This is a genomic window from Streptomyces sp. NPDC042346, assembly GCF_055581845.1.
Genome location: NZ_JBVJEH010000003.1, coordinates 227,503 through 253,487, shown reverse-complemented (window position 1 = coordinate 253,487; position 25,985 = coordinate 227,503). Strand labels below are relative to the sequence as shown.

At 73.5% G+C, this 25,985-nt stretch carries 21 protein-coding genes; 14 read left to right on the top strand and 7 right to left on the bottom strand.

What is annotated here, in order from left to right:
* Positions 1-3: 3 nt before the first annotated feature.
* Both ACZ6K0_RS14805 and ACZ6K0_RS14800 read right to left on the bottom strand, forming a co-directional pair.
* Complete coding sequence (locus tag ACZ6K0_RS14805; protein WP_469233592.1) at positions 4-1,041, bottom strand: DMT family transporter; 1,038 nt, start codon at positions 1,039-1,041, stop codon at positions 4-6.
* 5 nt (positions 1,042-1,046) lie between these two features.
* Positions 1,047-1,997 carry an EamA family transporter gene (locus ACZ6K0_RS14800; protein WP_376405820.1) on the bottom strand — a complete coding sequence of 317 codons (951 nt, stop codon included), beginning with the start codon at positions 1,995-1,997 and terminating at the stop codon, positions 1,047-1,049.
* 131 nt (positions 1,998-2,128) lie between these two features.
* On the opposite strand from ACZ6K0_RS14800, the gene ACZ6K0_RS14795 reads away from it, so the two are divergent.
* Positions 2,129-2,635: a MarR family winged helix-turn-helix transcriptional regulator gene (locus tag ACZ6K0_RS14795; protein ID WP_469233594.1), complete on the top strand. Its 507-nt coding sequence runs from the start codon at positions 2,129-2,131 to the stop codon at positions 2,633-2,635.
* 85 nt (positions 2,636-2,720) lie between these two features.
* Here ACZ6K0_RS14795 and ACZ6K0_RS14790 read toward each other — a convergent pair whose 3' ends face one another.
* The 3 genes from ACZ6K0_RS14790 to ACZ6K0_RS14780 form a co-directional block, all read right to left on the bottom strand.
* Entirely contained in the window at positions 2,721-2,948 is a 228-nt protein-coding gene (locus ACZ6K0_RS14790) for a hypothetical protein (RefSeq protein WP_376405816.1), read from the bottom strand.
* 114 nt (positions 2,949-3,062) lie between these two features.
* Positions 3,063-5,168 carry a 4-alpha-glucanotransferase gene (gene malQ, locus ACZ6K0_RS14785; protein WP_469233597.1) on the bottom strand — a complete coding sequence of 702 codons (2,106 nt, stop codon included), beginning with the start codon at positions 5,166-5,168 and terminating at the stop codon, positions 3,063-3,065.
* Between the two features lies 1 nt (position 5,169).
* Positions 5,170-5,430 (bottom strand): hypothetical protein, encoded by a 261-nt coding sequence (locus ACZ6K0_RS14780; RefSeq protein ID WP_376405812.1) that lies wholly within the window; start codon positions 5,428-5,430, stop codon positions 5,170-5,172.
* A gap of 236 nt (positions 5,431-5,666) precedes the next feature.
* Here ACZ6K0_RS14780 and ACZ6K0_RS14775 point away from each other — a divergent pair, with 236 nt between their 5' ends.
* Positions 5,667-8,876: a beta-N-acetylglucosaminidase domain-containing protein gene (locus ACZ6K0_RS14775; protein WP_469233598.1), complete on the top strand. Its 3,210-nt coding sequence runs from the start codon at positions 5,667-5,669 to the stop codon at positions 8,874-8,876.
* Positions 8,877-8,928: 52 nt separating this feature from the next.
* Here ACZ6K0_RS14775 and ACZ6K0_RS14770 read toward each other — a convergent pair whose 3' ends face one another.
* Positions 8,929-9,492 carry an HNH endonuclease gene (locus tag ACZ6K0_RS14770; RefSeq protein WP_376405808.1) on the bottom strand — a complete coding sequence of 188 codons (564 nt, stop codon included), beginning with the start codon at positions 9,490-9,492 and terminating at the stop codon, positions 8,929-8,931.
* A gap of 237 nt (positions 9,493-9,729) precedes the next feature.
* Here ACZ6K0_RS14770 and ACZ6K0_RS14765 point away from each other — a divergent pair, with 237 nt between their 5' ends.
* From ACZ6K0_RS14765 to ACZ6K0_RS14720, 10 genes are all read left to right on the top strand, one after another.
* Positions 9,730-10,809: a mechanosensitive ion channel family protein gene (locus tag ACZ6K0_RS14765; protein WP_469233600.1), complete on the top strand. Its 1,080-nt coding sequence runs from the start codon at positions 9,730-9,732 to the stop codon at positions 10,807-10,809.
* A gap of 219 nt (positions 10,810-11,028) precedes the next feature.
* On the top strand, positions 11,029-12,243 hold the full coding sequence (locus ACZ6K0_RS14760; protein WP_376405804.1) for an ROK family transcriptional regulator: 1,215 nt from the start codon (positions 11,029-11,031) through the stop codon (positions 12,241-12,243).
* Positions 12,244-12,321: 78 nt separating this feature from the next.
* Positions 12,322-13,659 (top strand): ABC transporter substrate-binding protein, encoded by a 1,338-nt coding sequence (locus ACZ6K0_RS14755; RefSeq protein ID WP_469233603.1) that lies wholly within the window; start codon positions 12,322-12,324, stop codon positions 13,657-13,659.
* Between the two features lie 19 nt (positions 13,660-13,678).
* Positions 13,679-14,677: a carbohydrate ABC transporter permease gene (locus tag ACZ6K0_RS14750; protein WP_376405800.1), complete on the top strand. Its 999-nt coding sequence runs from the start codon at positions 13,679-13,681 to the stop codon at positions 14,675-14,677.
* A 3-nt stretch (positions 14,678-14,680) separates the two neighbouring features.
* The gene (locus ACZ6K0_RS14745; RefSeq protein WP_376405797.1) at positions 14,681-15,613 is read left to right on the top strand and encodes a carbohydrate ABC transporter permease; all 933 of its coding nucleotides are present in this window, start codon (positions 14,681-14,683) and stop codon (positions 15,611-15,613) included.
* An 8-nt stretch (positions 15,614-15,621) separates the two neighbouring features.
* Positions 15,622-16,887: a 6-phospho-beta-glucosidase gene (locus tag ACZ6K0_RS14740; RefSeq protein ID WP_376405795.1), complete on the top strand. Its 1,266-nt coding sequence runs from the start codon at positions 15,622-15,624 to the stop codon at positions 16,885-16,887.
* Entirely contained in the window at positions 16,878-17,861 is a 984-nt protein-coding gene (locus ACZ6K0_RS14735; RefSeq protein WP_469233606.1) for an N-acetylglucosamine kinase, read from the top strand. Before ACZ6K0_RS14740 ends, ACZ6K0_RS14735 begins: the two co-directional genes overlap by 10 nt.
* 277 nt (positions 17,862-18,138) lie before the next feature.
* Entirely contained in the window at positions 18,139-19,569 is a 1,431-nt protein-coding gene (locus ACZ6K0_RS14730; protein ID WP_469233608.1) for a hypothetical protein, read from the top strand.
* An 11-nt stretch (positions 19,570-19,580) separates the two neighbouring features.
* Positions 19,581-20,630 (top strand): glutamate ABC transporter substrate-binding protein, encoded by a 1,050-nt coding sequence (locus tag ACZ6K0_RS14725; RefSeq protein WP_469233610.1) that lies wholly within the window; start codon positions 19,581-19,583, stop codon positions 20,628-20,630.
* A gap of 55 nt (positions 20,631-20,685) precedes the next feature.
* Positions 20,686-21,963 carry a coiled-coil domain-containing protein gene (locus ACZ6K0_RS14720; protein WP_376405787.1) on the top strand — a complete coding sequence of 426 codons (1,278 nt, stop codon included), beginning with the start codon at positions 20,686-20,688 and terminating at the stop codon, positions 21,961-21,963.
* Between the two features lie 25 nt (positions 21,964-21,988).
* Here ACZ6K0_RS14720 and ACZ6K0_RS14715 read toward each other — a convergent pair whose 3' ends face one another.
* Complete coding sequence (locus tag ACZ6K0_RS14715) at positions 21,989-22,336, bottom strand: hypothetical protein (protein ID WP_469233612.1); 348 nt, start codon at positions 22,334-22,336, stop codon at positions 21,989-21,991.
* On the opposite strand from ACZ6K0_RS14715, the gene ACZ6K0_RS14710 reads away from it, so the two are divergent.
* A complete protein-coding gene (locus tag ACZ6K0_RS14710) occupies positions 22,314-24,566 on the top strand; it encodes a serine/threonine-protein kinase (RefSeq protein ID WP_469233614.1) in 2,253 nt (750 codons plus the stop codon). The genes ACZ6K0_RS14715 and ACZ6K0_RS14710 overlap by 23 nt on opposite strands.
* A gap of 2 nt (positions 24,567-24,568) precedes the next feature.
* Positions 24,569-25,963: a PP2C family serine/threonine-protein phosphatase gene (locus ACZ6K0_RS14705; RefSeq protein ID WP_469233616.1), complete on the top strand. Its 1,395-nt coding sequence runs from the start codon at positions 24,569-24,571 to the stop codon at positions 25,961-25,963.
* The last annotated feature ends 22 nt before the right edge of the window (positions 25,964-25,985 follow it).

The following is a 25,985-nucleotide window of genomic DNA, read 5'->3' as shown; positions in this document are numbered from 1 at the left end:
AACCTATCCGGCCTTTCGCGCCCCGGTGGCGGCGGCCAGCGCCACGCCGCCGAGGATGAGCGCCATGCAGGCGGCCCCGAGGGCGCCGAGGCGTTCGCCGAGGAGCGCGTACGACAGGAGGGCGACGCAGACGGGCTGGAGGTAGTAGACGACGCCCGCGCGGGCCGCGCCGACGAGGGCGATCGCCTTGTTCCAGGCGAAGAAGGCGACGGCGGAGGAGAAGACGCCGACGTACAGCAGGGGGCCGACGGTCGCGACGCCGACGGTGAACCCGCCCTGGACGGCGAGGGACACGGCGTACGCGGGGGCGAGCATCAGGGCGCCGAGCAGGAAGGTGGTGAAGAGGAAGGCGAGTCCGTCGATCTCGGCGGGCTTGCGCTTGAGCAGGGCGCTGTACGTGGCGAAGGACAGGGCCGCGGCGAACATCCACAGGTCGCCGGCGGCGAGGTCGACGGCGAGCGAGCCCTTTCCGACGAGCAGGAGCACGCCGAGGGCGGCGGCCAGCATGCCGAGGACGCGGCGGGCGCCGAGGCGTTCGCCGCCGAGCCGGGCGTAGACCGCCATGATCACCGGCGAGGCGGCCATGATCATGCCCATGTTGGAGGCGGAGGTGGTCAGTCCGGCCTGGTGCACGAGGGTGTTGTAGAGGGCGACGCCGAACAGGGAGGCGAGGGCGACGAAGCCGAGGTGACGGCGGATCGTCCGCCACTGGCGCAGGAACGGGCGGGCGGCGAAGGGGGCGACGGCGATCAGCGCGATGATCCAGCGCCAGAAGACGGCCTGGACGGGCGGGACGGTGTCGGCCATGTCGCGGGTGGCGACGAAGCTGCCGGACCAGACGACGGTGGCGAGCAGGGCGAGGAGCACGCCGAGGCCGGCGCCCCGCGCGAGCTTCCTCGCGGGCGCCGGCCTCTCGGTGGCTGCGGTGGTGGTGACTGGGGCGGGGCTGTCGGGGGCGGTGGTGGCGGCTGGGGCGGGAGTGTCGGGGGCGGTGGTGGCGGCTGAGGTGGTGGTCGGGTGGCGGGCTGCGATCAGGGTCATGCCGCTTACCGTCGCACCCCCGAAACCTCCAGGTCCATCGAAACTTCCTGACCGTTCTTTTCAGCTGAGCTGAACGATTCGGTCTTCTTCCCGCCCTTCGGGGTACGGGGCCCCATCTGCCCGGCCAGGGTCGCGCCGAAGGCGATGACCATGCCGACCACCTGCACCGGGCCGAGCGCCTGACCGAGCGCCGCCCAGCCGATGATCGCCGCGGTGATCGGCGAGAGGGGCCCGAGGAGGGTGGCCGAGGAGGCGCTGAGCCGCTCGATGCCGCGGAACCAGAGGAAGTAGGAGATCGCGGTGTTGCCGAAGGCGAGGTAGGCGTAGCCGGCCAGGTTGGTGCCGGTCAGGGCCGGCGGGGCGCCCTCGATCAGGAAGGCGATCGGCAGGATGATCAGGCCGCCCGCGGTGAGCTGCCAGCCGGTGAGCGCGAGGGCGCCGACGCCCTCGGGGCGGCCCCAGCGCTTGGTGAAGACGACGCCCGCCGACATCGAGAGGGAGGAGAGCAGTCCGGCGATCACGCCGACGAGGTCGAGCGCGGCCCCGGCCTTGAGGACCACGAGACTGACGCCGAAGGCGGCGGCGACGGCGGTGATCAGCGTCTTCGGCGTGGGCCTGTCGCCCAGGAAGAGCGCGGCGAGGCCGACGACGAAGAGCGGGCCGACGGAGCCGACGACGGCGGCGACGCCGCCCGGGAGTCGGTAGGCCGCGAGGAAGAGGAGCGGGAAGAAGGCGCCGATGTTGAGGGCTCCGAGGACGGCGGACTTCCACCACCAGGCGCCCTGCGGGAGCTTGCGGGTGAGCGCCAGGAGCAGGAGTCCGGCGGGCAGGGCGCGCATCAGGCCGGTGAAGAGGGGCCGGTCGGGCGGCAGGAACTCGGTGGTGACGAAGTAGGTGGAGCCCCAGGAGATCGGGGCGAGGGCGGTCAGGGCGACGACGGCGGCCTTGCGGGACATGACGGTTTCCCCCTTGCTGCGGACCTTGCTGCGGAGCCGGGCTGGCTTGGCGGTAATTAACTTACCACTAAGCTACTTACTTGCAAGTGGCTTGGTTGCCATCAAGGAGGAGAGAAGGGAACACTGGATCCATGGACACGCAGAGCCCCGCCCACGACGCCGTCGACGCCATCACCGACCAGTGGGCGGCCGTCCGCCCCGACCTGGACACCGCGCCGATGGCCGTCTTCGGGCGGATCTACCGGCTGGCCAACGCCATGCGCGGCAGGGTGGACAAGGCGTACGCGCCCTACGGCATGGCGCTCGGGGAGTTCGACGTGCTCGCGACCCTGCGCCGGTCCGGGGAGCCGTACACGCTCTCACCGCGCGAGCTGACCGCCACGCTGATGATCACCACCGGCGGGATGACCGGCCGGCTGGACAAGCTGGAGAAGGCCGGGCTGCTCACCCGCAGCCCCGACCCGCACGACCGGCGCGGGCTGCGGGTGACGCTCACCGAGCACGGCAAGGAGCTGGTGGACCAGGCCGTCGGGGCCGGGCTCGGACAGCAGCGGGCGGCCCTCGAAGCGGCGCTCACCGAGGAGGAGTCGGAGCAGCTGGCCGGACTGCTCCGGAAGCTGCTCGCGGCCACCGTGTGAGGCGCGGGCCGGGCCCGGACGCACGCGAGGGCGCCGCACGGTACGTCGGTACCGTGCGGCGCCCTCGGAGAGACGGAGTGGCGGGTCAGGCCTTCTTGGACTTGTCGAGCACCATCACCAGGCCGCAGATGACCAGGAACAGCACCAGCGGGGTGACCACGAACAGGCCGAGGGTCTCGACGACCTCCAGCTTGGGGGCCGGGTCGTCACCGTCGTCGCGGGTCAGCGCGAGCGCGGGGGACGACATGAGCAGCATCATCAGCGTCGTACCGGCCGCGACGGCGCCGGCGCGCAGGGCGTTCTTCTTGTCCACGGTGCAAACGTAGCGAACACCTAAACGGACCGCGCGCCCGGGGGTACCGTACGGGCGTTCCCGGGGTCCGTGCGGGCGTCACCGCGCCTTCCTCCCGGGGTCCCGTACGGGGCGTCACCGAGCCCTCTCCCCCGGGTCCGTACGGGCGTTTCCGGACCCTCTTCCCCGCTCCGTACGGGCGTGCAGTTCGCGGAACAGCGCGTGGGCGCGGGGCGAGGCCGTGAGGCGCTCCAGGGTGAGCGGCTGGCCGTCCGGACCCGCGACCGGCAGCCGCCAGTTGGGGTACTCGTCCCACGTGCCCGGCAGGTTCTGCGGCCGGCGGTCGCCCACCGCGTCCGGCAGCCACACCCCCACCATCCGGGCCGGGGTGCTCAGCAGGAACCGGTGGACGGCCAGGATCTCGGCCTCCTCGGCCCCCGGCCCCTCCGGGAGCAGCCCGAGCCGCTGGAACAGGCCCAGCCATTCGCCGGTCTCGGCCGCGTCCGCCGCCCGGTCGCGCTCCGGGTCGCCGTCGACGAGCCCGAGCCGGTGCCGCAGGGCGACGTGGTCGCCGGAGAGCCGGGCGGCCGTCGGGGGCAGGTCGTGGGTGGTGGCGGTGGCCACGCACTCCGCGCGCCACTCCCCCGCCGGCACCGGACGGCCGGTGCCCGCCCAGTCCCGCTCGAACCAGAGCACGGAGGTCCCGAACACCCCGCGCCGGGACAGCTCCTCGCGTACGCCCGGCTCGACCGTGCCGAGGTCCTCGCCGATGACGAGGGCCCCCGCGCGGTGCGCCTCCAGGGCGAGGACGGCGAGCATCGCCTCGGCGTCGTACCGGACGTACGTCCCTCCGGTGGGCTCGCTGCCCTCCGGCACCCACCAGAGCCGGAACAGGCCCATCACGTGGTCGATGCGCAGGGCGCCCGCGTGGCGCAGGAGTTCCCGGAGGAGGCCGCGGTACGGGGCGTAGCCCGCGGCGGCGAGGGCGTCGGGCCGCCAGGGCGGCAGGCCCCAGTCCTGGCCGCGGGCGTTGAAGGCGTCCGGCGGGGCGCCGACCGACATGCCGGCCGCGAAGGCCTCCTGCTGGGCCCAGGCGTCCGAGCCCTCCGGGTGGACGCCGACGGCCAGGTCGTGGACGATCCCGACCTCCATCCCGGCCGCGCGGGCCGCCTCGGCGGCCTCGGCCAGCTGCCGGTCCGTCAGCCAGGCCAGCCGGCAGTGGAAGTCGACCCGGGCGGCGAGGGCGGGGTCGGCGCGCACGGCGCGCTCCGCCGCACGCGGCTCGCGCAGCTCCTCGGGCCAGCCGCGCCAGTGGGGCCCGTGCCGCTCGGCGAGGGCCTGGTAGGTGGCGTGGTCCTCCAGGGCGCGGCCCCGCTCGGCGAGGAAGTCGTGGTAGTCGGCGCGCCGCCCGGGCCCGAGCTCCACGCTCCCGACCACGAGCTCCAGGGCCCGCCGCTTGACGTCCCACACCGCGTCACGGTCGATCAGGGCGCCCTTGCCGAGGACCCGTTCACGCAGTTCGGCCGCCTCGGCGAGGATCCGGTCCAGCTCCTCGCGGCGGCCGGGGTCCACGTACGCGTACTCGGGCACGGACTCGATCCGCAGATGGACCGGGTCCGGGAAGCGGCGCGAGGAGGGGCGGTACGGGGAGGGGTCGCTCGGCGCCCCGGGCACGCCCGCGTGCAGCGGGTTGACCTGGACGAACCCGGCGCCGTACGTCCGGCCCGCCCAGGTGGCGAGCTCCCGCAGGTCCCCGAGGTCGCCCATGCCCCAGGAACGGCCGGAGAGCAGCGAGTAGAGCTGGACGAGCAGCCCGTACGTACGCCGCTCGGGCCCGGGCACGCGCGCGGGGCTCACGATCAGGGTGCCGGTGGCGGCGCGCCCGTCGGGGGCCTGCGCCTCGACCGTGTGGACGCCGAGGGGCAGCCGCTCCCAGTCCCGGCCGGTGAGGACCTCGCCCTCCTCGGTGGTGACCCGCAGCCGGGTGTCGGGCGGCAGGTCCTCCGGCGGGCGCACGGGCTCGCCCCGCCGCCGGACCAGGGTGGGGGGCAACAGACGGTCCCGCTCGGCCCGTTCCGCCGCGTCGAGGGCGGCGGCGACCGCCTCCGGCGTGGTCGCGTCCACGCCCAGGGCGCCGAGGACGGCGACCACGGCGGCGTCGGACACGGAGACGGTGACGCCCGCGGAGGGGCTGTACTCGGTGGCGACGCCGTGACGGGCGGCGAGACGGGCCAGGGTCACTTCACACTCCGGGGGACTCCGTGCCGCCCGCGCTGCCGCGGACGGTGGGTTCGCTGGTGAGGGGCGCCGCCTCGGTCAGGGGCGGCTCGCTGGTGAGGGGCGTGGTGTCGGGGAGCGGCGGCTCGCTGGTCAGCGGGGAGCCGGTCGACAGCGAGTCGGTCGGCGGCATGTCGGTCGGCGGCGCGCTGGTGGGCGGCGCGCCGGGACCTGCCGACTGCTCGGGAATGGCTATCCGTCCGAGGTGGCGGGCGGTCGTGGTCACGGGGGTCTCCCGGTTTCGTCTCGACAGGTGGAGCTGGGGGTAACAGATGAAGCCCTACCCACCGCACCTCGTTTTACCGGCGGAAAGTGGCGAAGTGGCGTCATCTCCGTGACGGCTCGCCGGGCAAAGCCGACACATCGGCCACCTGCATTGACACCTCCGTGCGACGGGTGGTGGGCTCGTGACCCACTCGTGACCGACCGGCAGGGACGCCGACCGGGTCGAAGGGAGTTCCCGTGCATCTCGCGCGCAGGAAGCGCACGGCGACGGCGGTCGCCGCCGCCGTCATCGGCGGACTCCTCGGGGGCGCGGCCCCGGGCGCGGTGCACGCGGCCCCCCTCCCTCCCTCGGCCGACGCCCCCGCCGCGTCCCCGAAAGCCCCCGCACCCGCGCCGAAGGCCCCCGCACCGACCGCGCCCTCCGCGACCGGTGATGCCACCGGCGGCGCCACCACGACCGGGACTCCCGCCGTCTGGCCCCGGCCGCAGTCGCTGACCGGTCGCGGGCCCTCCGTACGCCTCGGGGCCGAGGTCACGCTGCTCGCGGACGCCGACGCCGATCCGTACGCCCTCACCGCCCTGCGGGACCTGCTGACGGCCGCCGGGGTGCGGACCGTCCACACCGGCCTCCCCGGCCGGGGCCCGGTCCTCCGGGTCGCGGGGCCCTCCGGCGAGGCCGCCGAGGAGGCGATGGGCGCCCTGCGCGTGCCCGAGCGGCTCGATCTGCCGCGCGGCGGCTACCGGCTCGCGACGGGCCGCTTCCAGGGGCGGGACACCGTCGTCCTGGACGGCGTCGGCGAGGACGGCCTCTTCCACGCCGTCCAGACGCTGCGTCAGCTCCTCGGCGCCGGCGGGGAGCTCCCCGGGGTCGTCGTGCGCGACTGGCCGGGCACGGCCGAGCGGGGCCTCACCGAGGGCTTCTACGGCAGCCCGTGGAGCCTGGAGCAGCGCCTCGCCCAGGTCGACTTCCTCGGCCGCACCAAGCAGAACCGCTATCTGTACGCGCCCGGCGACGACCCGTACCGCCAGGCGCAGTGGCGCGAGCCCTACCCGGCGGCGCAGCAGAAGGAGTTCCGCGCGCTCGCCGAGCGGGCCCGGGCCAACCACGTGACGCTCGGCTGGGCCGTGGCGCCCGCCCAGTCCATGTGCCTGGCCTCCGGCGCCGACGTGGCGGCCCTGACGCGGAAGATCGACGCGATGTGGGAGCTCGGGGTGCGCTCCTTCCAGCTCCAGTTCCCGGACGCCGGGTACGGCGAATGGCACTGCTCGAAGGACGCCGACGCCTTCGGGCGGGACGCCGAGGGCGCGGCCGCCGCCCACGCGCGCGTGGCGAACGCCGTCGCCCGTCACCTCGCCGACCGGCACCCGGACGGCGAGCCGCTGACGGTGCTGCCGACGGAGTACTACCAGGACGGTGCGACCGACTACCGCACGGAGCTCGCCGGGGCCCTCGACACGGACGTGCGGGTCGCGTGGACGGGCGTCGGGGTCGTCCCGCGCACGATCACCGGCGGCGAACTGGCCGGGGCCCGCGAGGCGCTGGGCCACCCGCTGGTCACCATGGACAACTACCCGGTCAACGACTACGCGCAGGACCGGCTCTTCCTCGGCCCCTCCACGGGCCGGGACCCGGCCGTGGCCGCCGGTTCCGCCGCCTTCCTCGCCCACGCCATGGAGCAGCCCGCCGCCTCCCGCGTCCCGCTCTTCACCGCCGCCGACTACGCCTGGAACCCGAAGGGCTACCGGCCGCAGGAGTCCTGGCGCGCCGCCGTCGACGACCTCGCAGGACCGGACCCGGCCGCCCGCGAGGCGCTGCGGGCGCTCGCCGGGAACGACGCCTCCTCGATCCTCGACCCGAAGGGCGAATCGGCGTACCTGAAGCCGCTCATGGCCGCCTTCTGGGCCTCTCGTACGAGCACCGGCGCCCGTACGGAGGAGAGCGCGGCGCGCGAACTGCGGGCCGCGTTCACCGTGATGCGCCGGGCCCCCGAGCGGCTCGCCGCGACCGCCGACGGCGCCCTGGACGACGAGACGGGGCCCTGGCTGGAGCAGCTCTCGCGGTACGGCCTGGCGGGCGAGACGGCGGTCGACATGCTGCTCGCCCAGGCGCGCGGCGACGGTGCGGCGGCCTGGCAGGCGCAGCTGCGCCTCGAACCGCTCCGGGAGGCCCTGAAGGCGAGCCGGGTGACGGTCGGTGCGGGGGTCCTCGACCCGTTCCTCACCCGCGCGGTGACGGAGTCGGCGGCCTGGACCGGCGCCGACCGGACCCCGGCGCGGCAGGCCGACCGCGCCCCCGACTCGTACACCGTGCGGCTCGACCGGGCGCGGCCCGTGGAGGCCCTGACGGTGATGACCGCGCGTACCGGCACAGCCGCGGGCACGAACACGGACCCGGGCACGGACCCGGGCACGGACCCGGATGCACGCACGCGCACGGACGCGCGCGTGGAGGCGTACGTCCCCGGGGAGGGCTGGCGGGTGCTCGGCCCGCTGTCTCCCTCCGGCTGGACGCAGACCGACCTGAAGGGCCTGCGCGCGGACGCGCTGCGGGTCGTCTGGAGCGGCGACGGACCGGCGCCCGAGGTGCGCTCGCTGGTGCCGTGGTTCGCGGACGGGCCGCGCGCCGGGATCGAACTGGCCCGCACGGAGACGGACGCGGAGATCGGCGGCCCCGCGCGGCGGGTGGACGTCGAGCTGACGGGGCTGCGCGCGGGCGAGGTGCGCGCGCCGATGACGGCGAAGGCCCCGAAGGGGATCGCGGTCCGGCTCCCGAAGCAGGCCGTGGTGGAGCGGGGCGCGCGGACGACCGTCCCCCTGGAGGTGTCGGTGGGCGCGGACGTGCCGGCCGGTTCGTACCGGGTGCCGGTGTCGTTCGCGGGCGAGGAGCGGGTCCTGACCGTGCGGGCCTTCCCGCGCACGGCGGGCCCGGACCTGGCCCGCGCCGCAACCGCCTCCTCCTCGGGCGACGAGACCCCGGACTTCCCCGCCTCCTCGGCGGTGGACGGCGACGCGGCGACCCGCTGGTCCTCCCCGGCGGAGGACGGCGCCTGGTGGCAGCTGGAGCTGGCCGAGCCCGCGCGGATAGGCCGGGTGGTGCTGCACTGGCAGGACGCGTACGCCTCCCGCTACCGCGTCCAGGTCTCGGCCGACGGCCGCGTCTGGCGCACGGCGGCGACCGTCTCGGACGGGCGGGGCGGCCGGGAGTCGGTCCGGATGGACGCGGCGGACACGCGCTTCCTGCGGGTGCAGGGGGAGACCCGGGCGACCCCGTACGGCTACTCGCTCTGGTCGGTGGAGACCTATGCGGTGGCCCCGCAGGACCCGCCGAAGAAGCCGACGAAGCCGGAGCAACCGCAGGAGCCGACACAGCCGCAGAATCCGGAGAAGCCGGAACAGCCGGAAGGGCCGGAACAACCGGAGCAGCCCGCGGGACGGGACACCCCCTGAGGGGTGCCCCGTCCCCCGTAGGCGAAAGCCCCGGGTACGCGAAAGGCCCGGTTCAACCCGTCGTCAGCGCCCTCACCGGGGCGTCCGCGACGGAGTCGATCCGGGCCATCACGTCCTCGGCACCGTACGGCTGGAGGTAGGGCAGCCAGCGGGGGTCCCGGTGTCCGGTCCCGATGATCCGCCAGGCCAGACCGGTCGGCGGGGCCGGTTGGTGCCGCAGCCGCCAGCCGATCTCGCGCAGGTGCCGGTCGGCCTTGACGTGGTTGCAGCGGCGGCAGGCCGCCACCACGTTCTCCCAGGCGTGCGTGCCGCCTCTGCTGCGCGGGACGACGTGGTCGACGCTGGTCGCGACACCCCCGCAGTACACGCAGCGCCCGCCGTCGCGGGCGAAGAGGGCCCTGCGGGTCAAGGGAACGGGCCCCCGGTAGGGGACCCGCACGAAGCGCTTCAGTCGCACCACGCTGGGAGCGGGGAGGACTTGGGTCTCGCTGTGCAGGAAGGCGCCGGACTCCTCGAGGCAGAGAGCCTTGTTCTCCAGTACGAGGACGAGTGCGCGACGGAGCGGTACGACGCCGAGCGGCTCGTACGACGCGTTGAGGACCAGGACATGCGGCACGGATGCCTCCAATGGCGCCGGCGGCGCGTGGCTCGCGCCGGGACGAACTGCTCTCAGTCTCTCCTCATGCCTGGTCGGAACGCCACCACGTACCGGAATCGGGATGACGGGCCCGGGGTGTTCTCGACCACATAGGCATCTCTCCGAGTACTTGCCCAGGTGAGGTCCGTCTCTCCCTCGAACACGGCAACAAGAGCACGTCCGATGCCCCGTTAGTGTGGATGGACTGCGTACGCGATGCCTGGAGGTTGCCCCGTGTCCTGGTCCGCCCTAGCGGCTGCCACCGAACCCGAGCCCATTCCGGTGACCCTGGACGAGGCGGCGGAGAGGGCCACGAACGCGGCGAGCTGGGTGGAGGAGAACTGGTCCACCTGGCTGAACACCGGGCTGCGCATCCTGCTGATCCTGGTCGTCGCGCTCCTGCTGCGGATGGCCGTCCGCCGCGCCCTGACGAAGCTGATCGACCGGATGAACCGTTCGGCGCAGGCCGTGGAGGGGACGGCCCTCGGCGGCCTCCTCGTCAACACCGAGCGGCGGCGGCAGCGCTCGGAGGCGATCGGCTCGGTGCTGCGCTCGGTGGCGTCGTTCCTGATCCTGGGCACGGCGGGGCTGATGATCCTCGGCGCCTTCAAGATCGACCTGGCGCCGCTGCTCGCCTCGGCCGGTGTGGCCGGTGTGGCGATCGGCTTCGGCGCGCGGAACCTGGTGACGGACTTCCTGTCCGGCGTCTTCATGATCCTGGAGGACCAGTACGGCGTCGGTGACTCGGTCGACGCGGGCGTGGCCTCCGGCGAGGTCGTCGAGGTGGGCCTGCGGGTCACCAAGCTGCGCGGGGTGGACGGCGAGATCTGGTACGTGCGCAACGGCGAGATCAAGCGGATAGGCAACCTCAGCCAGGGCTGGGCGACGGCGGGCGTGGACGTGACCGTCCGGCCGACGGAGGACCTGGAGCGGGTGCGGTCGGTGATCACCGAGGCGGCGGAGTCCATGGCCAAGGAGGAGCCGTGGAACGAGCGCCTGTGGGGCCCGGTCGAGGTGCTCGGTCTGAACGAGGTGCTGCTCGACTCGATGACCGTGCGGGTCTCGGCGAAGACGATGCCGGGCAAGGCGCTGGGCGTGGAGCGCGAGCTGCGCTGGCGCATCAAGCGGGGCCTCGACGAGGCCGGCATCCGGATCGTGGGCGGAGTTCCGGCCCAGGCCGAGGAGTCCGCGGCCGATCCGACGGCCGGCATGGCGGCCCCTTCGGCCTTCTCCTCGGCGACCTCGCCGCAGTCGGCGGCGGCGACCCCGCTGCCGAAGACGGACCTCACCAAGTAGCGGCGCGCAGGAACGGATCGGGGCGGACGCCCCCGCAGGTAACGCTTCGGTTGCCTTCGGGGGCGTCTGTCGTTCCCGGGTATTGACGCCCCGGTGACGCTCGCCTTATTTTCCTCCCACCGAATAGGAAACTTTCCTAACAGTGTGACGAACGAAGCGGCCCCCGGCAGGCAGCAGAATGGCCGGAACCGATCAGCTCCGAAGGGCAGGTGCACCCTCATGGCCGGTACGACCCCGGGAACCCCCGGCACACCGCGCGTGCTGCGAGCCATGAACGACCGCGCCGCACTGGACCTGCTCCTGGAGCACGGCCCGCTCTCGCGGACCCGGATCGGCAAGCTCACCGGCCTGTCCAAGCCGACCGCCTCCCAGCTGCTCGGCCGGCTCGAAGCCGCCGGCCTCGTCGTCGCCACCGGCACCACCGAAGGCCGGCCAGGACCGAACGCCCAGCTGTACTCGGTGAACGCGCGGGCCGCGTACGCCGCCGGGCTCGACGTCAACCAGCACCGCATCCACGCCGCCGTCGCCGACATCACCGGCGAGATCGTCGGCGAGTACGAGCTCCGCACCCCCGGCCGCACCGCCACCGGCGTCGTCCACCAGGTCACCGACGCCCTCGACGGGGCCGTCAAGGCCGCCGGGATCGCCCCCGGCGAGGTCCGGCGCCTCGTCATCGGCACCCCCGGCGCCTTCGACCCGGCCACCGGACGGCTGCGGTACGCCTCCCACCTGCCCGGCTGGCACTCCCCCACCCTCCTGGAGGAGCTGGCCGCCGCCCTGCCCATGCCCTTCGAGTACGAGAACGACGTCAACCTCGTCGCCATCGCCGAACAGCGCGTGGGCGCCGCCCGCGGCCACACCGACTTCGCCCTGCTGTGGAACGAGGCGGGCATGGGAGCCGCCCTCGTCCTCGGCGGGCGCCTGCACCGCGGCTTCACCGGCGGCGCCGGCGAGCTCGGCTTCCTGCCCGTCCCCGGCACCCCGCTGGTCCGGCAGGTCGCCAAGGCCAACTCCGGCGGCTACCAGGAGCTCGCCGGCGTCCAGTCCGTCCCCCGGATCGCCCGCGCCGCGGGGATCGACACCCCCGACCAGCCGTACGTACCGGTGGCGAGCGGCCTGCTGTCCCGGGCCGCCGAGATCCACGAGGACGACCCCCGGTACGCGGAGCTGCTCGACCGGTACGCCGAGCGCGTCGCCATCGGTCTGGCCTCGCTCGTCGCCGTCCTCGACCCGGAACTGATCGTGCTCTCCGGTGACGTCCTCGTCGCCGGCGGCGAACCCCTCCGCGCCCGCGTCCAGTCCGAGCTCGCCGAGCTCGCGGCCTCCCGTCCGCGGCTCGTCCTCACCGCCGTACCCCGGCGTCCGGTGCTGCGCGGCGCCCTCGAAAGCGCCCTCGCCACCACCCGCGACGAGGTCTTCGACACCTCGCGCTGACCCACCGAACCCGCCCCGGCCCTACCCCCGTAAGAACTCCGCAGACCTCCACAGCCCTCGCCACAGGGAGACACCGTCATGCCCGCACGCCCGCGCAGCGCAGCCCTCGCGCTCGCCGCCACCGCCTCGATCGCCCTCCTCGCCTCCGCCTGTACCGGCTCCGCCGAGAACAAGGCGGCCGACGACCCGAACGCCAAGACCACGATCACCTTCTGGCACGGCTGGGCGGCGCCCTCCGAGGTCAAGGCGATCGAGGACAACATCGCCCGCTTCGAGAAGGCCCACCCGAACATCAAGGTGAAGGTCGTCGGCGGCATCAACGACGACAAGCTGGGCCAGGCGCTGCGCGCGGGCGGCTCGAACGGGCCGGACGTCGTCTCCTCCTTCACGACCTCCAACGTCGGCAAGTTCTGCTCCTCGGGCGCGCTCGCGGACCTCAAGCCCTTCATCGAGAAGGACAAGCTGGACCTCGACAAGCTCTTCCCGAAGGTCCTCCAGGATTACACCCAGTTCGAGGGCAAGCGCTGCTCCCTGCCGCTGCTCTCCGACGCGTACGGCCTCTACTACAACAAGGACGCCTTCGAGAAGGCCGGCATCAAGGAAGCGCCGAAGACCTGGTCCGAGTTCACCGAGGTCGCCAAGAAGCTCACCAAGCCCAAGGGCGACTCGTACGAGCGGCTCGGCTTCATGCCGAACTACCTCGGCTACGAGACCGTCGTCGAGCACTACATGTCGCAGTGGGACCACACGTACTTCGACAAGGACGGCAAGTCGAACGTCGCCAAGGACCCGGCGTTCGCCGAGATGATGACGTACCAGAAGTCGCTGGTGGACGCCCTGGGCGGCTTCCAGAAGCTCGACAAGTACCGCACCACCTTCGGTGACGAGTGGGGCGCCAAGCACCCCTTCCACACCGGCCAGGTCGCCATGCAGCTGGACGGCGAGTGGCGGCTGAACTTCGTCAAGAACGCCAAGGTGGACTTCGAGGTCGGCGTCGCGCCGATGCCCGTCGCCGACGACGAGCTGGCCGAGTACGGCAAGGGCTACCTGTCCGGCACGATCATGGGCATCGCGCCGCAGAGCAAGAAGCAGAACGCGGCCTGGGAGCTGGTCAAGTACATGACCACGGACACCGACGCGGTCGTGAGCTTCGCCAACGGCATCGGCAACGTCCCCTCCACCCTGGACGCCCTGAAGTCCCCGAACCTGAAGCTCGACGACCGCTTCAAGGTCTTCCTGGACATCGCCCAGCACCCCGAGTCCTCCACCATGACCGGCGCGGTGAACGGCCCCAGCTACCAGGAGACCCTCTCCGACCTCGCCCACAAGTACGAGAAGGGCCAGGTCACCGACCTGAAGAAGGGCCTCGCCGACACCGCGGCCCAGATCGACCGCGACATCGCCGCGGCCAAGTGACGGCCGGGACGACACGCCCATGAGCACGGACACCCTGCCCGCGAAGGAGGCGGCGGCCCCGGCCGCCGCCGCCCCGGGGGGACGGAACACCCTGCGGTCGAAGCGCCGGCGCAACGCGCTGCGCACCGCCCTGTTCATGTCGCCCTGGCTGATCGGATTCGGCTTCTTCTTCGCCTATCCGCTCCTCTCCACGCTGTACTTCTCGTTCATGCGGTACGACGGCCTCAACCCGCCGACCTGGCGGGGCGTGGAGAACTGGACGTACGTCTTCTCCGACATGCCGAAGTTCTGGCCGGCGATGCAGAACACCCTCTGGCTGGCCGTCGTGATGGTCTCCTGCCGGGTGCTCTTCGGCCTCGGCATCGGCATGCTCATCACCAAGATCAAGACGGGTGCGGGGATCTTCCGCACCCTCTTCTACCTGCCGTACCTGGCCCCGCCGGTGGCCGCCACCCTGGCCTTCGTCTTCCTGCTCAACCCCGGGACCGGGCCGGTCAACTCGCTCCTGGAGGCGATCGGCATCCCCGCCCCCTCCTGGTTCAACGACGCCGACTGGGCCAAGCCGGCCCTGACCGTCCTCGCCGTGTGGGGCGTCGGCGACCTCATGGTCATCTTCATGGCCGCGCTGCTCGACGTACCGAAGGAGCAGTACGAGGCGGCCGAGCTGGACGGCGCGTCGCCGTGGCAGCGGTTCCGCTACATCACCCTGCCGAACATCTCGCCGATCGTGCTCTTCGCGGTCGTCACCGGGATCATCGGCGCGATGCAGTACTACACCCAGCCGATCGTGGCCTCCAAGGTCGCCTCGGGGGTGATGGGCGGCTCCGGCGCGACCTTCCAGCCCGGCTACCCGGACGACTCCACGCTCACGCTCCCGCAGCTCGTCTACAGCCTCGGCTTCAGCCAGTTCAACTACGGCGCGGCGTGCGTGGTGGCACTCGTACTCTTCGCCCTCTCCATGGCCTTCACCGCGCTCCTCATGCGCCGGCGCGGCGGCCTGATCGGCTCGGGTGACTGAACCATGACGACCGCGACCCTCTCCGACCGCCCCGATGGCTCGGACAGCTCCGACCGCCCCAGCCGTCCCGACCGCCCCGCGAAGGCGAGTCCCGCCGAGAAGACCGCCCGCCGCAAGGCGCTGCTGCACTGGATCGCCGTGCACTCGCTCGGCCTCGCCGCGGCCCTGTTCTTCGTCCTGCCGTTCGTCTTCGTCTTCCTGACCTCCCTGATGAGCGACCAGCAGGCGCTCACCCGGGACCTGACGCCGAACTCCTGGCACTGGGACAACTACGTCAAGATCTTCGAGACGGAGGGCTTCCTCACCTGGTGGAAGAACTCCCTGCTCTACGCGGGCCTCGGCACCGTCCTCGTCGTGGTGTCCTCGGTCCCCGTGGCGTACGCGCTCGCCAAGTTCCGCTTCCGCGGCCGGCACCTGTCGCTGCTGCTCGTCATCTCGATGATGATGCTGCCGCCGCAGGTCGTGATCATCCCCATGTACCTGTTCTGGGCCAAGCAGATGGACCTCTCCGGCACGCTGTGGCCGCTGATCATCCCGATGGCCTTCGGCGACGCCTTCGCCATCTTCCTGCTGCGCCAGTTCCTGCTGACGATCCCGAACGAGTACATCGAGGCCGCGAGGATCGACGGCTGCGGCGAATTCCGCACCCTGATACGCGTCGTGCTGCCGATGGCCAAGCCCGGCATCGCCGCCGTCGCCCTGTTCCAGTTCTTCTACTGCTGGAACGACTACTTCGGGCCGCAGATCTACGCCTCCGAGAACCCGGGGGCCTGGACGCTCAGTTACGGCCTGGAGTCCTTCAAGGGCGCGCACCACACCGACTGGAATCTGACCATGGCCGCGACCGTCCTGGTCATGGCCCCTGTGATCCTCGTCTTCTTCTTCGCCCAGAGGGCGTTCGTCGAGGGAGTCACACTGACCGGAGTGAAGGGCTGAATCACATCATGAAGCTCGCTGTCGTGGGGGGCGGCTCCACCTACACCCCCGAACTGATCGACGGATTCGCGCGGCTGCGCGACACCCTGCCCATCACCGAACTCGTCCTCGTCGACCCGGCCGCCGAGCGGCTCGAACTCGTCGGCGGGCTCGCCCGGCGCATCTTCGCCAAGCAGGGCCACCCCGGGAAGATCGTCACCACCTCCGACCTGGACGCCGGGGTCGAGGGCGCCGACGCGGTCCTGCTCCAGCTCCGCGTCGGCGGCCAGGCCGCCCGGAACCAGGACGAGACCTGGCCGCTGGAGTGCGGCTGCGTCGGCCAGGAGACCACCGGCGCCGGCGGCCTCGCCAAGGCGCTGCGCACCGTCCCGATCGTCCTGGACATCGCCGAGCGCGTCCGGCGCACCAACCCGGACGCCTGGATCATCGACTTCACCAACCCCGTCGGCATCGTCACGCGCGCGCTGCTCCAGGCCGGGCACAAGGCCGTCGGCCTGTGCAACGTGGCCATCGGCTTCCAGCGGAAGTTCGCGAAGCTCCTCGACGTGGCCCCGTCCTCGATCCACCTCGACCACGTCGGGCTCAACCACCTGACCTGGGAGACGGGCGTACGGCTCGGCGGGCCGGACGGCGAGAACGTCCTTCCGCGGCTGCTCGCCGAGCACGGCGACGCGCTCGCCGGGGAACTGCACCTGCCGCGCCCGGTCATGGACCGGCTCGGCGTCGTCCCCTCGTACTACCTGCGGTACTTCTACGCGCACGACGAGGTGGTGCGGGAGCTCGGCACGAAGCCCTCGCGGGCCGCCGAGGTCGCGGCGATGGAGAAGGAACTCCTGGAGATGTACGGGGACCCGGCGCTCGACGAGAAGCCGGCGCTGCTCGGCAAGCGCGGCGGCGCCTTCTACTCGGAGGCGGCCGTGGACCTGGCCGCGTCCCTGCTGGGCGGCGGCGGCTCGCCGTACCAGGTGGTGAACACGTACAACAAGGGCACGCTGCCGTTCCTGCCGGACGACGCCGTGATCGAGACGCAGGCCGCGGTGGGCAAGGACGGCGCGGTGCCGCTGCCGGTCGCGCCGGTGGACCCGCTGTACGCCGGGCTGATCGCGAACGTCACGGCCTACGAGGACCTGGCCCTGGAGGCGGCGCTGCGCGGTGGCCGCGACCGGGTGTTCAAGGCGCTGCTCGCGCACCCGCTGGTCGGGCAGTACGCGTACGCCGAGGGCCTGACGGACCGCCTGATCGCGCACAACCGGGAGCACCTCGCGTGGGCCTGACCGGAACACTGCTGGCCGTCGACGCCGGCAACAGCAAGACCGACGTCGCCGTCGTCGCCGAGGACGGTACGGTCCTCGGCGCGGCGCGCGGCGGCGGCTTCCAGCCCCCGCTGGTGGGGGTGGAGACGGCGGTCGACGCGCTCGCGGAGATCGTCGGCCGGGCCTGGGAAGCGGCCGGGGGCACCGGTGCTCCGGCCGGGTTCGCGCACGTCGCGGCCTGTCTCGCCAACGCGGACCTGCCCGTCGAGGAGGACGGGCTGCACGCCGCGCTGGTGGCGCGGGGCTGGAGCCTCTCGGTACGGGTGCGCAACGACACCTTCGCCATACTGCGCGCCGGTCTGGACGAGCCGCGGGGCGTGGCGGTGGTGTGCGGGGCCGGGATCAACTGCGTCGGGATGGCCCCGGACGGGCGGACCGCGCGGTTCCCCGCGATCGGGAAGATCTCCGGGGACTGGGGCGGCGGCGCCGGCATGGCCGACGAGGCACTCTGGTTCGCGGCGCGCGCCGAGGACGGGCGCGGCGAGCCGACCGAGCTGGCGCGCGCGCTGCCCGCGCACTTCGGCCTGGAGACGATGTACGAGCTGATCGAGGCCGTGCACCTGGGCCGGATCCCGTTCGCGCGGCGGCACGAGCTGACGCCCGTGCTGTTCCGGGTGAGTGCGGCGGGCGACCCGGTCGCGCTGGCGCTGGTGCACCGGCTGGCCGAGGAGGTCGTCACCCTGTCGACGGTGGCGCTCGGGCGGCTCGGACTGCTCGACGAGGAGGCTCCGGTGATGCTGGGCGGCAGCGTCCTCGCCGCGCGCCACCCGCAGTTGGAGGACCGGATCGCCGAACTCCTCGGCGCCCGGGCGCCCAAGGCGACGATCGGCTTCGTCACCGCGCCGCCGGTCCTCGGGGCCGGGCTCCTCGCCCTGGACGCGGTGGCGGCGGCTCCGGCGGCGGCGACCCGGCTGCGGGAGCACTACGGGGTGTGAGGGTGCGGGCGTGGACCCGGGGCGTTTCTTCGTACGGAAGAGACGCCCCGCACGCATGTTCACCTGTTCGAGCGACACCCGATACGGAACCGATCCCCGCCGGGAGACGTATTCAAGGTGAGGGGGTTCGCCTGCGGATGTGCCGGGGGCATGGGGCACGATAGGAACAAGATCGAGTCAATCCCGGTGTGCGGTCGGGCCCCTGCGGCCATACTGCTGGCCGGACGGCCCGACATCCGCGACGCGGACCGACGTCAGCGACCCAGGGGGAGGTCACGTGACACACCCGCCGAACGCGCCCGCCGCCTCGGCGACGGCGCAGGGCACGGCACCCGCACCGGCGCGCCCGGGCACGGTGCCGGCGCAGCCGTCGGCCGCGCCCGCCGGGGGCCCGCCCGCGGGACGCGGGGCCTGGGCCGTGGGCCGGGAGCGGCTCCGCGAGGCCGCGACGACCGAGCCCGGCCGGCTCCGGATCCTCGGGGCCGTACTCGCGCTGCTCGTCGTCGCGTTCGGGGCCGTCACCGCCCTCGAAGTCGCCGACCGGGGCTCCGCCGCCGACGACGTGGTCAGCCGCAGCCAGCCGCTGAGCGCCGACGCCGCCGCCGTCTACCGCTCCCTCGCCGACGCGGACTCGACCGCCGCCAGCGGCTTCCTCGCGGGCACCCTGGAGCCCGAGGAGTCCCGCAAGCGGTACGACAAGGACATCGCCACCGCGGCCCGGCTGTTGGTCAAGGCCGCGGCGAACACCGAGGGTGCGAGCGAGTCGGCCCGCGAGATCGCCACGCTCAACGAACAGCTGCCGCGCTACACGGGCCTGATCGAGCGCGCCCGGGCCGCCAACCGGCAGGGCCTGCCGCTCGGCGGGGCCTATCTGCGGTACGCGAACCAGCAGATGACCAGCGAGCTGCTGCCCGCCGCCGAGCGGCTGTACGCGGCGGAGACCCGGCGGCTCCACGAGGACGACGACTCCGCCCGCACCTGGCCCTTCCTGTCGCTCGCCCTCGGCCTGCTCACCCTCGCCGTGCTGGCCTGGGCGCAGCGCCGCAACTACACCCGCACCCACCGGGTGTTCAACCAGGGTCTCCTCGCCGCCACCGCCGCCTCGCTGGCCGTGCTGGTCTGGCTCCTCGCCGCGCACACGGTCGCGCGGGCCGAGCTGAGCTCCGCCCGGGCCCACGGGCAGGAGTCCCTCCTGCTGCTCAACCAGGCCCGGATCAGCTCGCTCACGGCCCGCGCCAACGAGAACCTCGCGGTGGTCGCCCGGGGCGCCGTCCTCACCGAGGACGGGAAGAACGACAAGTACGAGGCGGACTACACGGCGAGCATGACCGCCCTGACGACCGCGCTCGCCTCGGCGCTGGAGCTCGCCGACGACGACGCCGGGCGCGACCCGGTGAACGAGGCGGCGCAGCGTACGGGCGACTGGCAGAAGCGCCACAAGGCCGCCCGCGCCGAGGACGAGGCCGGCAACTTCGACGCCGCGCTCGGGCTGATCGTCGGCCCCAAGGAGACGACGGGCCAGTCCTTCGACCAGGTCGACGCGGCCCTGGAGCGGGCCCTCGCCCACGAGCAGGCCGAGTTCACCCGCGCCGCCGCGGACGCCAGGGACGCGCTGGCGGCGCTGCCGCTGGGCGCGGCCGCGCTCGGGATCCTGGGAGCGGCGGGCGCCGTGCTCGGCATCAACCGCAGACTGTCGGAGTACCGGTGAGAGGGGGCGGGATGCCGAACGGCACGGACCCGCTGGTGCGGCGGGCCGCGGGGCGACTGCGGGGCTGGGGCGGGGTCGCCGCCATGGCCGTGGCCTGCGGGCTCACCGCCTCGCTCACACTGCTGCCGCTGGCACACGACGGGACCGGCGCCGAGGGCGCGCCCGGGACGGCCGGTTCCGGCCCGGGGGTGGGCACCGGCGTGCAGGTCGGCGTCCAGGCGAAGGCCGACACCTGCGTGAACCCGGACGCCTCGCTCCGGCCCGACGGGGCGGACGGCCCCTCGATCCAGGCGATCAAGGAGCGGGGCAAGCTCGTCGTCGGCGTCGACCAGTCCAGCTACCGCTGGGGCTACCGGAACCCGGAGACCCGCACGCTGGAGGGGTTCGACATCGATCTGGCCCGGGCCATCGCGCGGGACGTCCTCGGCGACGAGAACGCCGTGATCTTCCGGGCTATCCCGACGAACCAGCGGATCGCCGCGCTGGACAGCGGCAAGGTCGACCTCGTCGTGCGCACGATGACGATCAACTGCAAGCGGATCCAGCAGGTCGCCTTCTCCACCGCCTACTTCCAGGCCGGACAGCAGGTCCTCGCGCCCAAGCTCGCGAAGACCATCACCGGCTACGACTCCTCGCTGCGCGGCAAGCGCGTCTGCACCGCCGAGGGGTCGACGGCCTACGAGGCGCTGGAGGAGAAGTCCTTCGGCGCGGTCTTCAAGGACGAGGCCGACGCCACCAAGGACGACAAGGACCTGCTGACCGTCCCCAACCAGCTGGACTGTCTGGCCCGGCTCCAGCTCGGCGAGGTCGACGCGGTCGTCACGGACAACGCCCTCGCGGCCGGCCAGGCCGCCCAGGACCCGGCGGTCGAGCTCAAGGGCAGACCGTTCACCACGGAGTACTACGGGGTGGCCGCCAAGCTCGGGAACGACGACCTGGTCCGCCGGGTCAACAAGGTCCTCGTGGACTACCGGAAGGGCCCCTGGAAGCAGGCGTACGAGCGCTGGCTCGAGGCGGACCTGCCCGGGATACCCGGGCCGCCCGTCCCCCGGTACAAGTGACCCGGCCGGCAGCCCCGGCAAGCAGCCCCTGTACACGCGGCGGAAGAGGTGATCGATGGGCGTCACGGGACCTCCTGGGCCGGTGATGGACCGGGACGAGGTGGACCGTGCGCTGGCGCGGCTCGGCGCCGAGCACAAGGCGATCGAGGACTCGCTCCTCGCCCTCCAGGACCACGCGGGCCGCAGACTGCTCGAAGGGGCGGAGCTGACCGGCACGACCCGGGACCGCTGGGCCGCCGCCGAGCGGACCATCTCCCTGCTCTGGACCTGCTTCGACGTGTACACGGGCGCCCTGCGCGACGCCCGTGAGGTCCGGACGCGGCGCCGCTGGCCCGGCCGGGACGAGCTCGTGGAGCTGACCGACCGGCTGCGCGGCGAGAGCGTCCTCGTCGCGGGCGGGGCGGGAGAACAGGGCCTGCTCTCCGAGCGGTTCACGCTCGAAGGGCTCGTCCGCCGGATGAACGAGCTGTACGCCTCCTCGCTCGACCTGGTCGTCACCGCCGACGCCGTCTGGTCGGCGCTGCCGGCCCGGATAGACCTCCTCGCCGCGGAGCTCGGCCGGACGCGCTCGCTCGCGCACTCGGTCGGCGTGCGGCCCGGTGAGCACCCGGCCGGCGACGAGCTGGAGGACATCACGGCCGAGCTGACCGCGCTGCGCTCGCAGGTCGTGACCGATCCGCTCGCCTTCTGGCGTCCCGCCGCGGGCAGTTCGGCGCCCGGCGGAGGGCGGCCCGACACCGCGCGGTACGACCGGGCGGCGCTGGCCCTGGAGGACATCCGGCGCGAGATCGAGGCGGTCCTCGCGGTCCGGCAGGACTCCGAGGACCGGCTGCTGCGCCTGCGGGACGTGCTGTCCCGCGCGGACCGGACGCTCACCGAGGCGCGGTCCGCGCGCGGCGAGGTCCTCGCGAAGATCGCCGCCTCCGAGGTGCCGGCCGTCAGCGGGCCGCCGACGGCGCTCCAGGAGCGGCTCGCTGCCGCCTCCGAGTACCGACGGCACCAGCAGTGGCACCGGCTGTCCCCGCTCCTGGAGTCCCTGGAGCGGGAGGCGGAGGACGAGTTGATGCGGGCGCGGGAGTCGCTGACCGCGGTCACGGCGCCGCTCGCGGTCCGGGCGGAGCTGCGCGGCCGGCTCGACGCGTACAAGGCGAAGGTGGCACGGCTGGGAGCGGCGGAGGACCCGCTGCTCATCGAGCGGTACGACACGGCACGCCGGATGCTGTGGAGCGCGCCCTGCGACCTGCGGGTCGCGGAACAGGCCGTGCTGCGCTACCAGCAGGCCGCGGCGGACGTACTGTCCGGCCCGAGAGATGCCGGAGGACGACAGTGGTGAGCGGGGAGACGGGTGTGGGGAGCTGTCAGCGTCCCTCGTGCGAGGGCTCGTACGAGGACATGGGAGGCGGCGAGCTGTACTGCGACACCTGCGGGCTCGCCCCGGTCGTCGCACCCGGCGGGCTGATCGGTTCGACGCCGACCGGCATCGCCGTACCCGGCAAGAACACGGGAACGGGAACGGGTACGGGTACGGGAACGGGTGGCATCGGCGGGACCGATTCGAGCTCCTCGCGGAGTTCGCGGGCGTCCTCGCGTGCCTCGTCCCGCTCGTCTCGCTCGTCGACGTCTCGCCGTTCGGTCTCCGGCCGTCTCTCGCGTTCGGTCTCCGGGACGTCCGGGGGCCGTTCGGTGTCGGTGCGCAGCTCGGGCACGTCGACCGGGCAGTCCGCCCGGAACCGGCTGGGCGCGGGCCTGGTGACGATCCCGGAGGTGCCGCGTCCCGACCCGCGGGGCGCGGTGATGGAGAACCCGGAAGTCCCCGAGCGGAAGCGTTTCTGCTCCCGCTCCGACTGCGGCGCCCCGGTGGGCCGTTCGCGCGGTGACCGGCCGGGGCGTACGGAGGGCTTCTGCACCAAGTGCGGGCACCCGTACTCCTTCGTGCCGAAGCTGCGCGGCGGGGACATCGTCCACGGCCAGTACGAGGTCGCGGGCTGCCTCGCCCACGGCGGACTCGGCTGGGTCTACCTCGCCGTCGACCGGGCGGTCTCCGACCGCTGGGTGGTGCTGAAGGGCCTGCTGGACACCGGCGACCAGGACGCGATGGCCGCGGCCATCTCGGAGCGCCGCTTCCTCGCCGAGATCGAGCACTCCAACATCGTCCGGATCTACAACTTCGTCGAGCACCTCGACCAGCGCACCGGCTCCCTGGACGGCTACATCGTCATGGAGTACGTCGGCGGCAAGTCGCTCAAGGAGATCGCCAACGACCGGCGCACCCCGGACGGCCGGCGCGACCCGCTGCCCGTGGAGCAGGCCTGCGCGTACGGGATCGAGGCCCTGGAGGCGCTCGGTCATCTGCACAGCCGGAACCTGCTGTACTGCGACTTCAAGGTCGACAACGCCATCCAGACCGAGGACCAGCTGAAGCTCATCGACATGGGCGCGGTCCGGCGGATGGACGACGACGAGTCGGCGATCTACGGCACGGTCGGCTACCAGGCCCCGGAGGTGGCCGAGGTCGGCCCGTCGGTCGCCAGCGACCTGTACACGGTGGCGCGGACGCTGGCCGTGATGACGTTCGACTTCCAGGGCTACACGAACGTGTTCGTGGACTCGCTGCCCGATCCGGAGCACATCACGGTCTTCCGGACGTACGAGTCGTTCTACCGCTTCCTGGTCCGCGCCACGGACCCGGACCCGGCGCGGCGGTTCTCGTCCGCGCAGGAGATGGCGGAGCAGCTGACCGGCGTCCTGCGGGAGGTGGTGGCGCTCCAGTCGGGGCGTCCGCGTCCCGCCCTTTCGACGCTGTTCGGCACGGAGGTCCGGGTCACGGACACGGCGCTGTTCGCCGAGCTGACGGAGGACGTGTCGCTGCTCGGGGCCCGGAAGGGCGCCGGGAGGCGGGGCGGAAAGCGGGCCGGGACTCAGGGCGGGAGCCAGTCGGCCCTGGCTCCGTCCGGGCCTGGGGCGGCTCCCGTCGCGGCCGGCCCCAGGGCGCCCGGGCTCGGGTGGCTGCTCGCCGCGCTCGACGCACCCGCCACCGCGCTCGCGCTGCCCGTGCCGCGCGTCGACTCGGGCGACCCCAACGCCGGATTCCTCGCCGGACTGGCGGCCGCCGCCCCCGCCGAGCTGCTCGGCGCGCTCCAGGCCGCTCCCGCGCCCTCCACCGAGCTGCGGCTGCGCACCCTCCGGGCCCACCTGGAGCTGAGCGACGCGCCCACCGCCGTACGGACCCTCGCCTCGCTGGAGGAGCGGGACCCGGACGACTGGCGGGTGGTCTGGTACCGGGGTGTGACCTCCCTGGTGACCGGGGACCACGAGCACGCGGCGCTCGCCTTCGACGCGGTCTACGACGCCTTCCCCGGGGAGCCGTCGCCGAAGCTGGCCCTCGGGATCTGCGCCGAGGTGCTCGGCCAACTGGACAACGCCGCCGAGTACTACCGCCTGGTGTGGGCGACCGACCCGAGCTTCGTCAGCGCGGCCTTCGGCCTCGCCCGGGTGCAGCTCGCGGCGGGCGACCGCGCCGGAGCCGTGAAGACCCTGGAGTCCGTGCCCGAGGCCTCGATCCACTACACGGCGGCCCGGGTCGCGGCCGTACGGGCGCGGCTGCGGCGGCGCCCGGCGCACGAGCCGCTCGGCGCCGAACTGACGGCCGCCGCGGCGCAGGTCTCCGCGCTCCAGGGCTTCGGTCTCGACGCGGTGCGCCGGGAGCAGTTGTCGACGGAGGTCCTCGGGACGGCCCTCGACTGGGTACTCTCCGGGAGTCCCGGTGCGGCACCGGGCGGCGGCACGCTGCTGCTCGGAAGTGAACTGGACGAGCGCGGACTGCGCTTCGGCCTCGAACGCTCGTACCGGGTGCTGGCCCGGCTCGCCCAGCGGGGCGAGGAGAGGATCGAACTGGTGGAGCGGGCCAACCGCTTCCGCCCCCGGACGTGGGTGTGAGGATGTCCCAGAAGCCGAAGCCTGAGCCGAAGCCGTCGCACGGACTCGCCGCCTGCCCGGGCTGCGCGGAGCCGCTGGACTCGGGTGACCGGTTCTGCGGGGCGTGCGGCCACGACCTGTCGGCCGTCCCGGCGGCCGAGACGGAGCCGGACCGCCCGACCGTGGCGATCGTCGCGCCCGTGGTCTGGCCGGCCGCCCCGCCCCGGGAGGCCGGTTCGCTCTCGACGGCGACCCAGCACCCGGGCGACCTGCCGGGCACCGACTCCGGCGGCCGTGACCTGCCCACGATGGCGGTCCGTACGGACGGCCCGCCCGTGTCCCCACCTGCATCGACACCGGCGCCGGCGTCCGGGGGCGACTTCGAGCTCGCCGCCCCCGACCCTCGTACGGCGGTCCAGGTGGATCCGCCCCAGGCGCCTGCCCAGGCACCGGACCAGGAACCGCCTCAGGCCCCGGCCCCGGCCCAGGCACCGGCTGCCGCCGCCCTGTGCGTGGCCTGCCGGGCCGGGCGGGTGGACACCGACGGCTACTGCGAGAACTGCGGGCACGCGCAGCCGCGCGAGCGGGACCACATGGAGCAGGAGCTCGGCACCGTCGCCGCCGTCAGCGACCGGGGACTGCGCCACCACCGCAACGAGGACGCGTTCGCCGTCTCGGCGACCACCCTCCCCGACGGCTCCCCCGCCTCCCTCGCGATCGTCTGCGACGGCGTCTCCTCGGCGACCCGCCCCGACGAGGCCTCCGCCGCCGCCGCGCAGGCGGCCGGCGCCGCGCTGCTCGCCGCGCTGCCCCGCGGCATCCACCCGCAGCAGGCCATGCACGAGGCGATCGTCGCCGCCGCCGAGGCCGTCAACTCCCTCGCGGAGGAGCCCGGCCAGGACGGCGCCGAGCACGACCCGCACCGCAACTCTCCGGCCTGCACCATCGTCGGCTCCGTCGTCGCCGACGGCCTGCTGATCGTCGGCTGGGTCGGCGACAGCCGCGTCTACTGGGTGCCGGACGACCGCACCACCCCGGCCGTGCGGCTCACCGAGGACGACTCCTGGGCCGCCCAGATGGTCGCGGCGGGCCTGATGAGCGAGGCCGAGGCGTACGCGGACGAGCGCGCCCACGCGATCACCGGCTGGCTGGGCGCCGACGCGTACGAACTGGACCCGCACACGGCCGCGTTCAAGCCGGACCGCTCCGGGATCGTCGTGGTCTGCACCGACGGGCTCTGGAACTACGCGGAGGGCGCCGAGGACATGGCGAGGATCGTCCCGCCGGACGCGGCGGGCCGCCCGCTGGGCGCCGCGCAGGTCCTGGTCGGCCACGCCCTCGACGGCGGAGGCCACGACAACATCACGGTGGCGCTGCTGCCGTTCACCGTCTCTCCCCCCGGGGCAGGATCCGCCTGAGCGGCCGCCGATCCCCCCACCC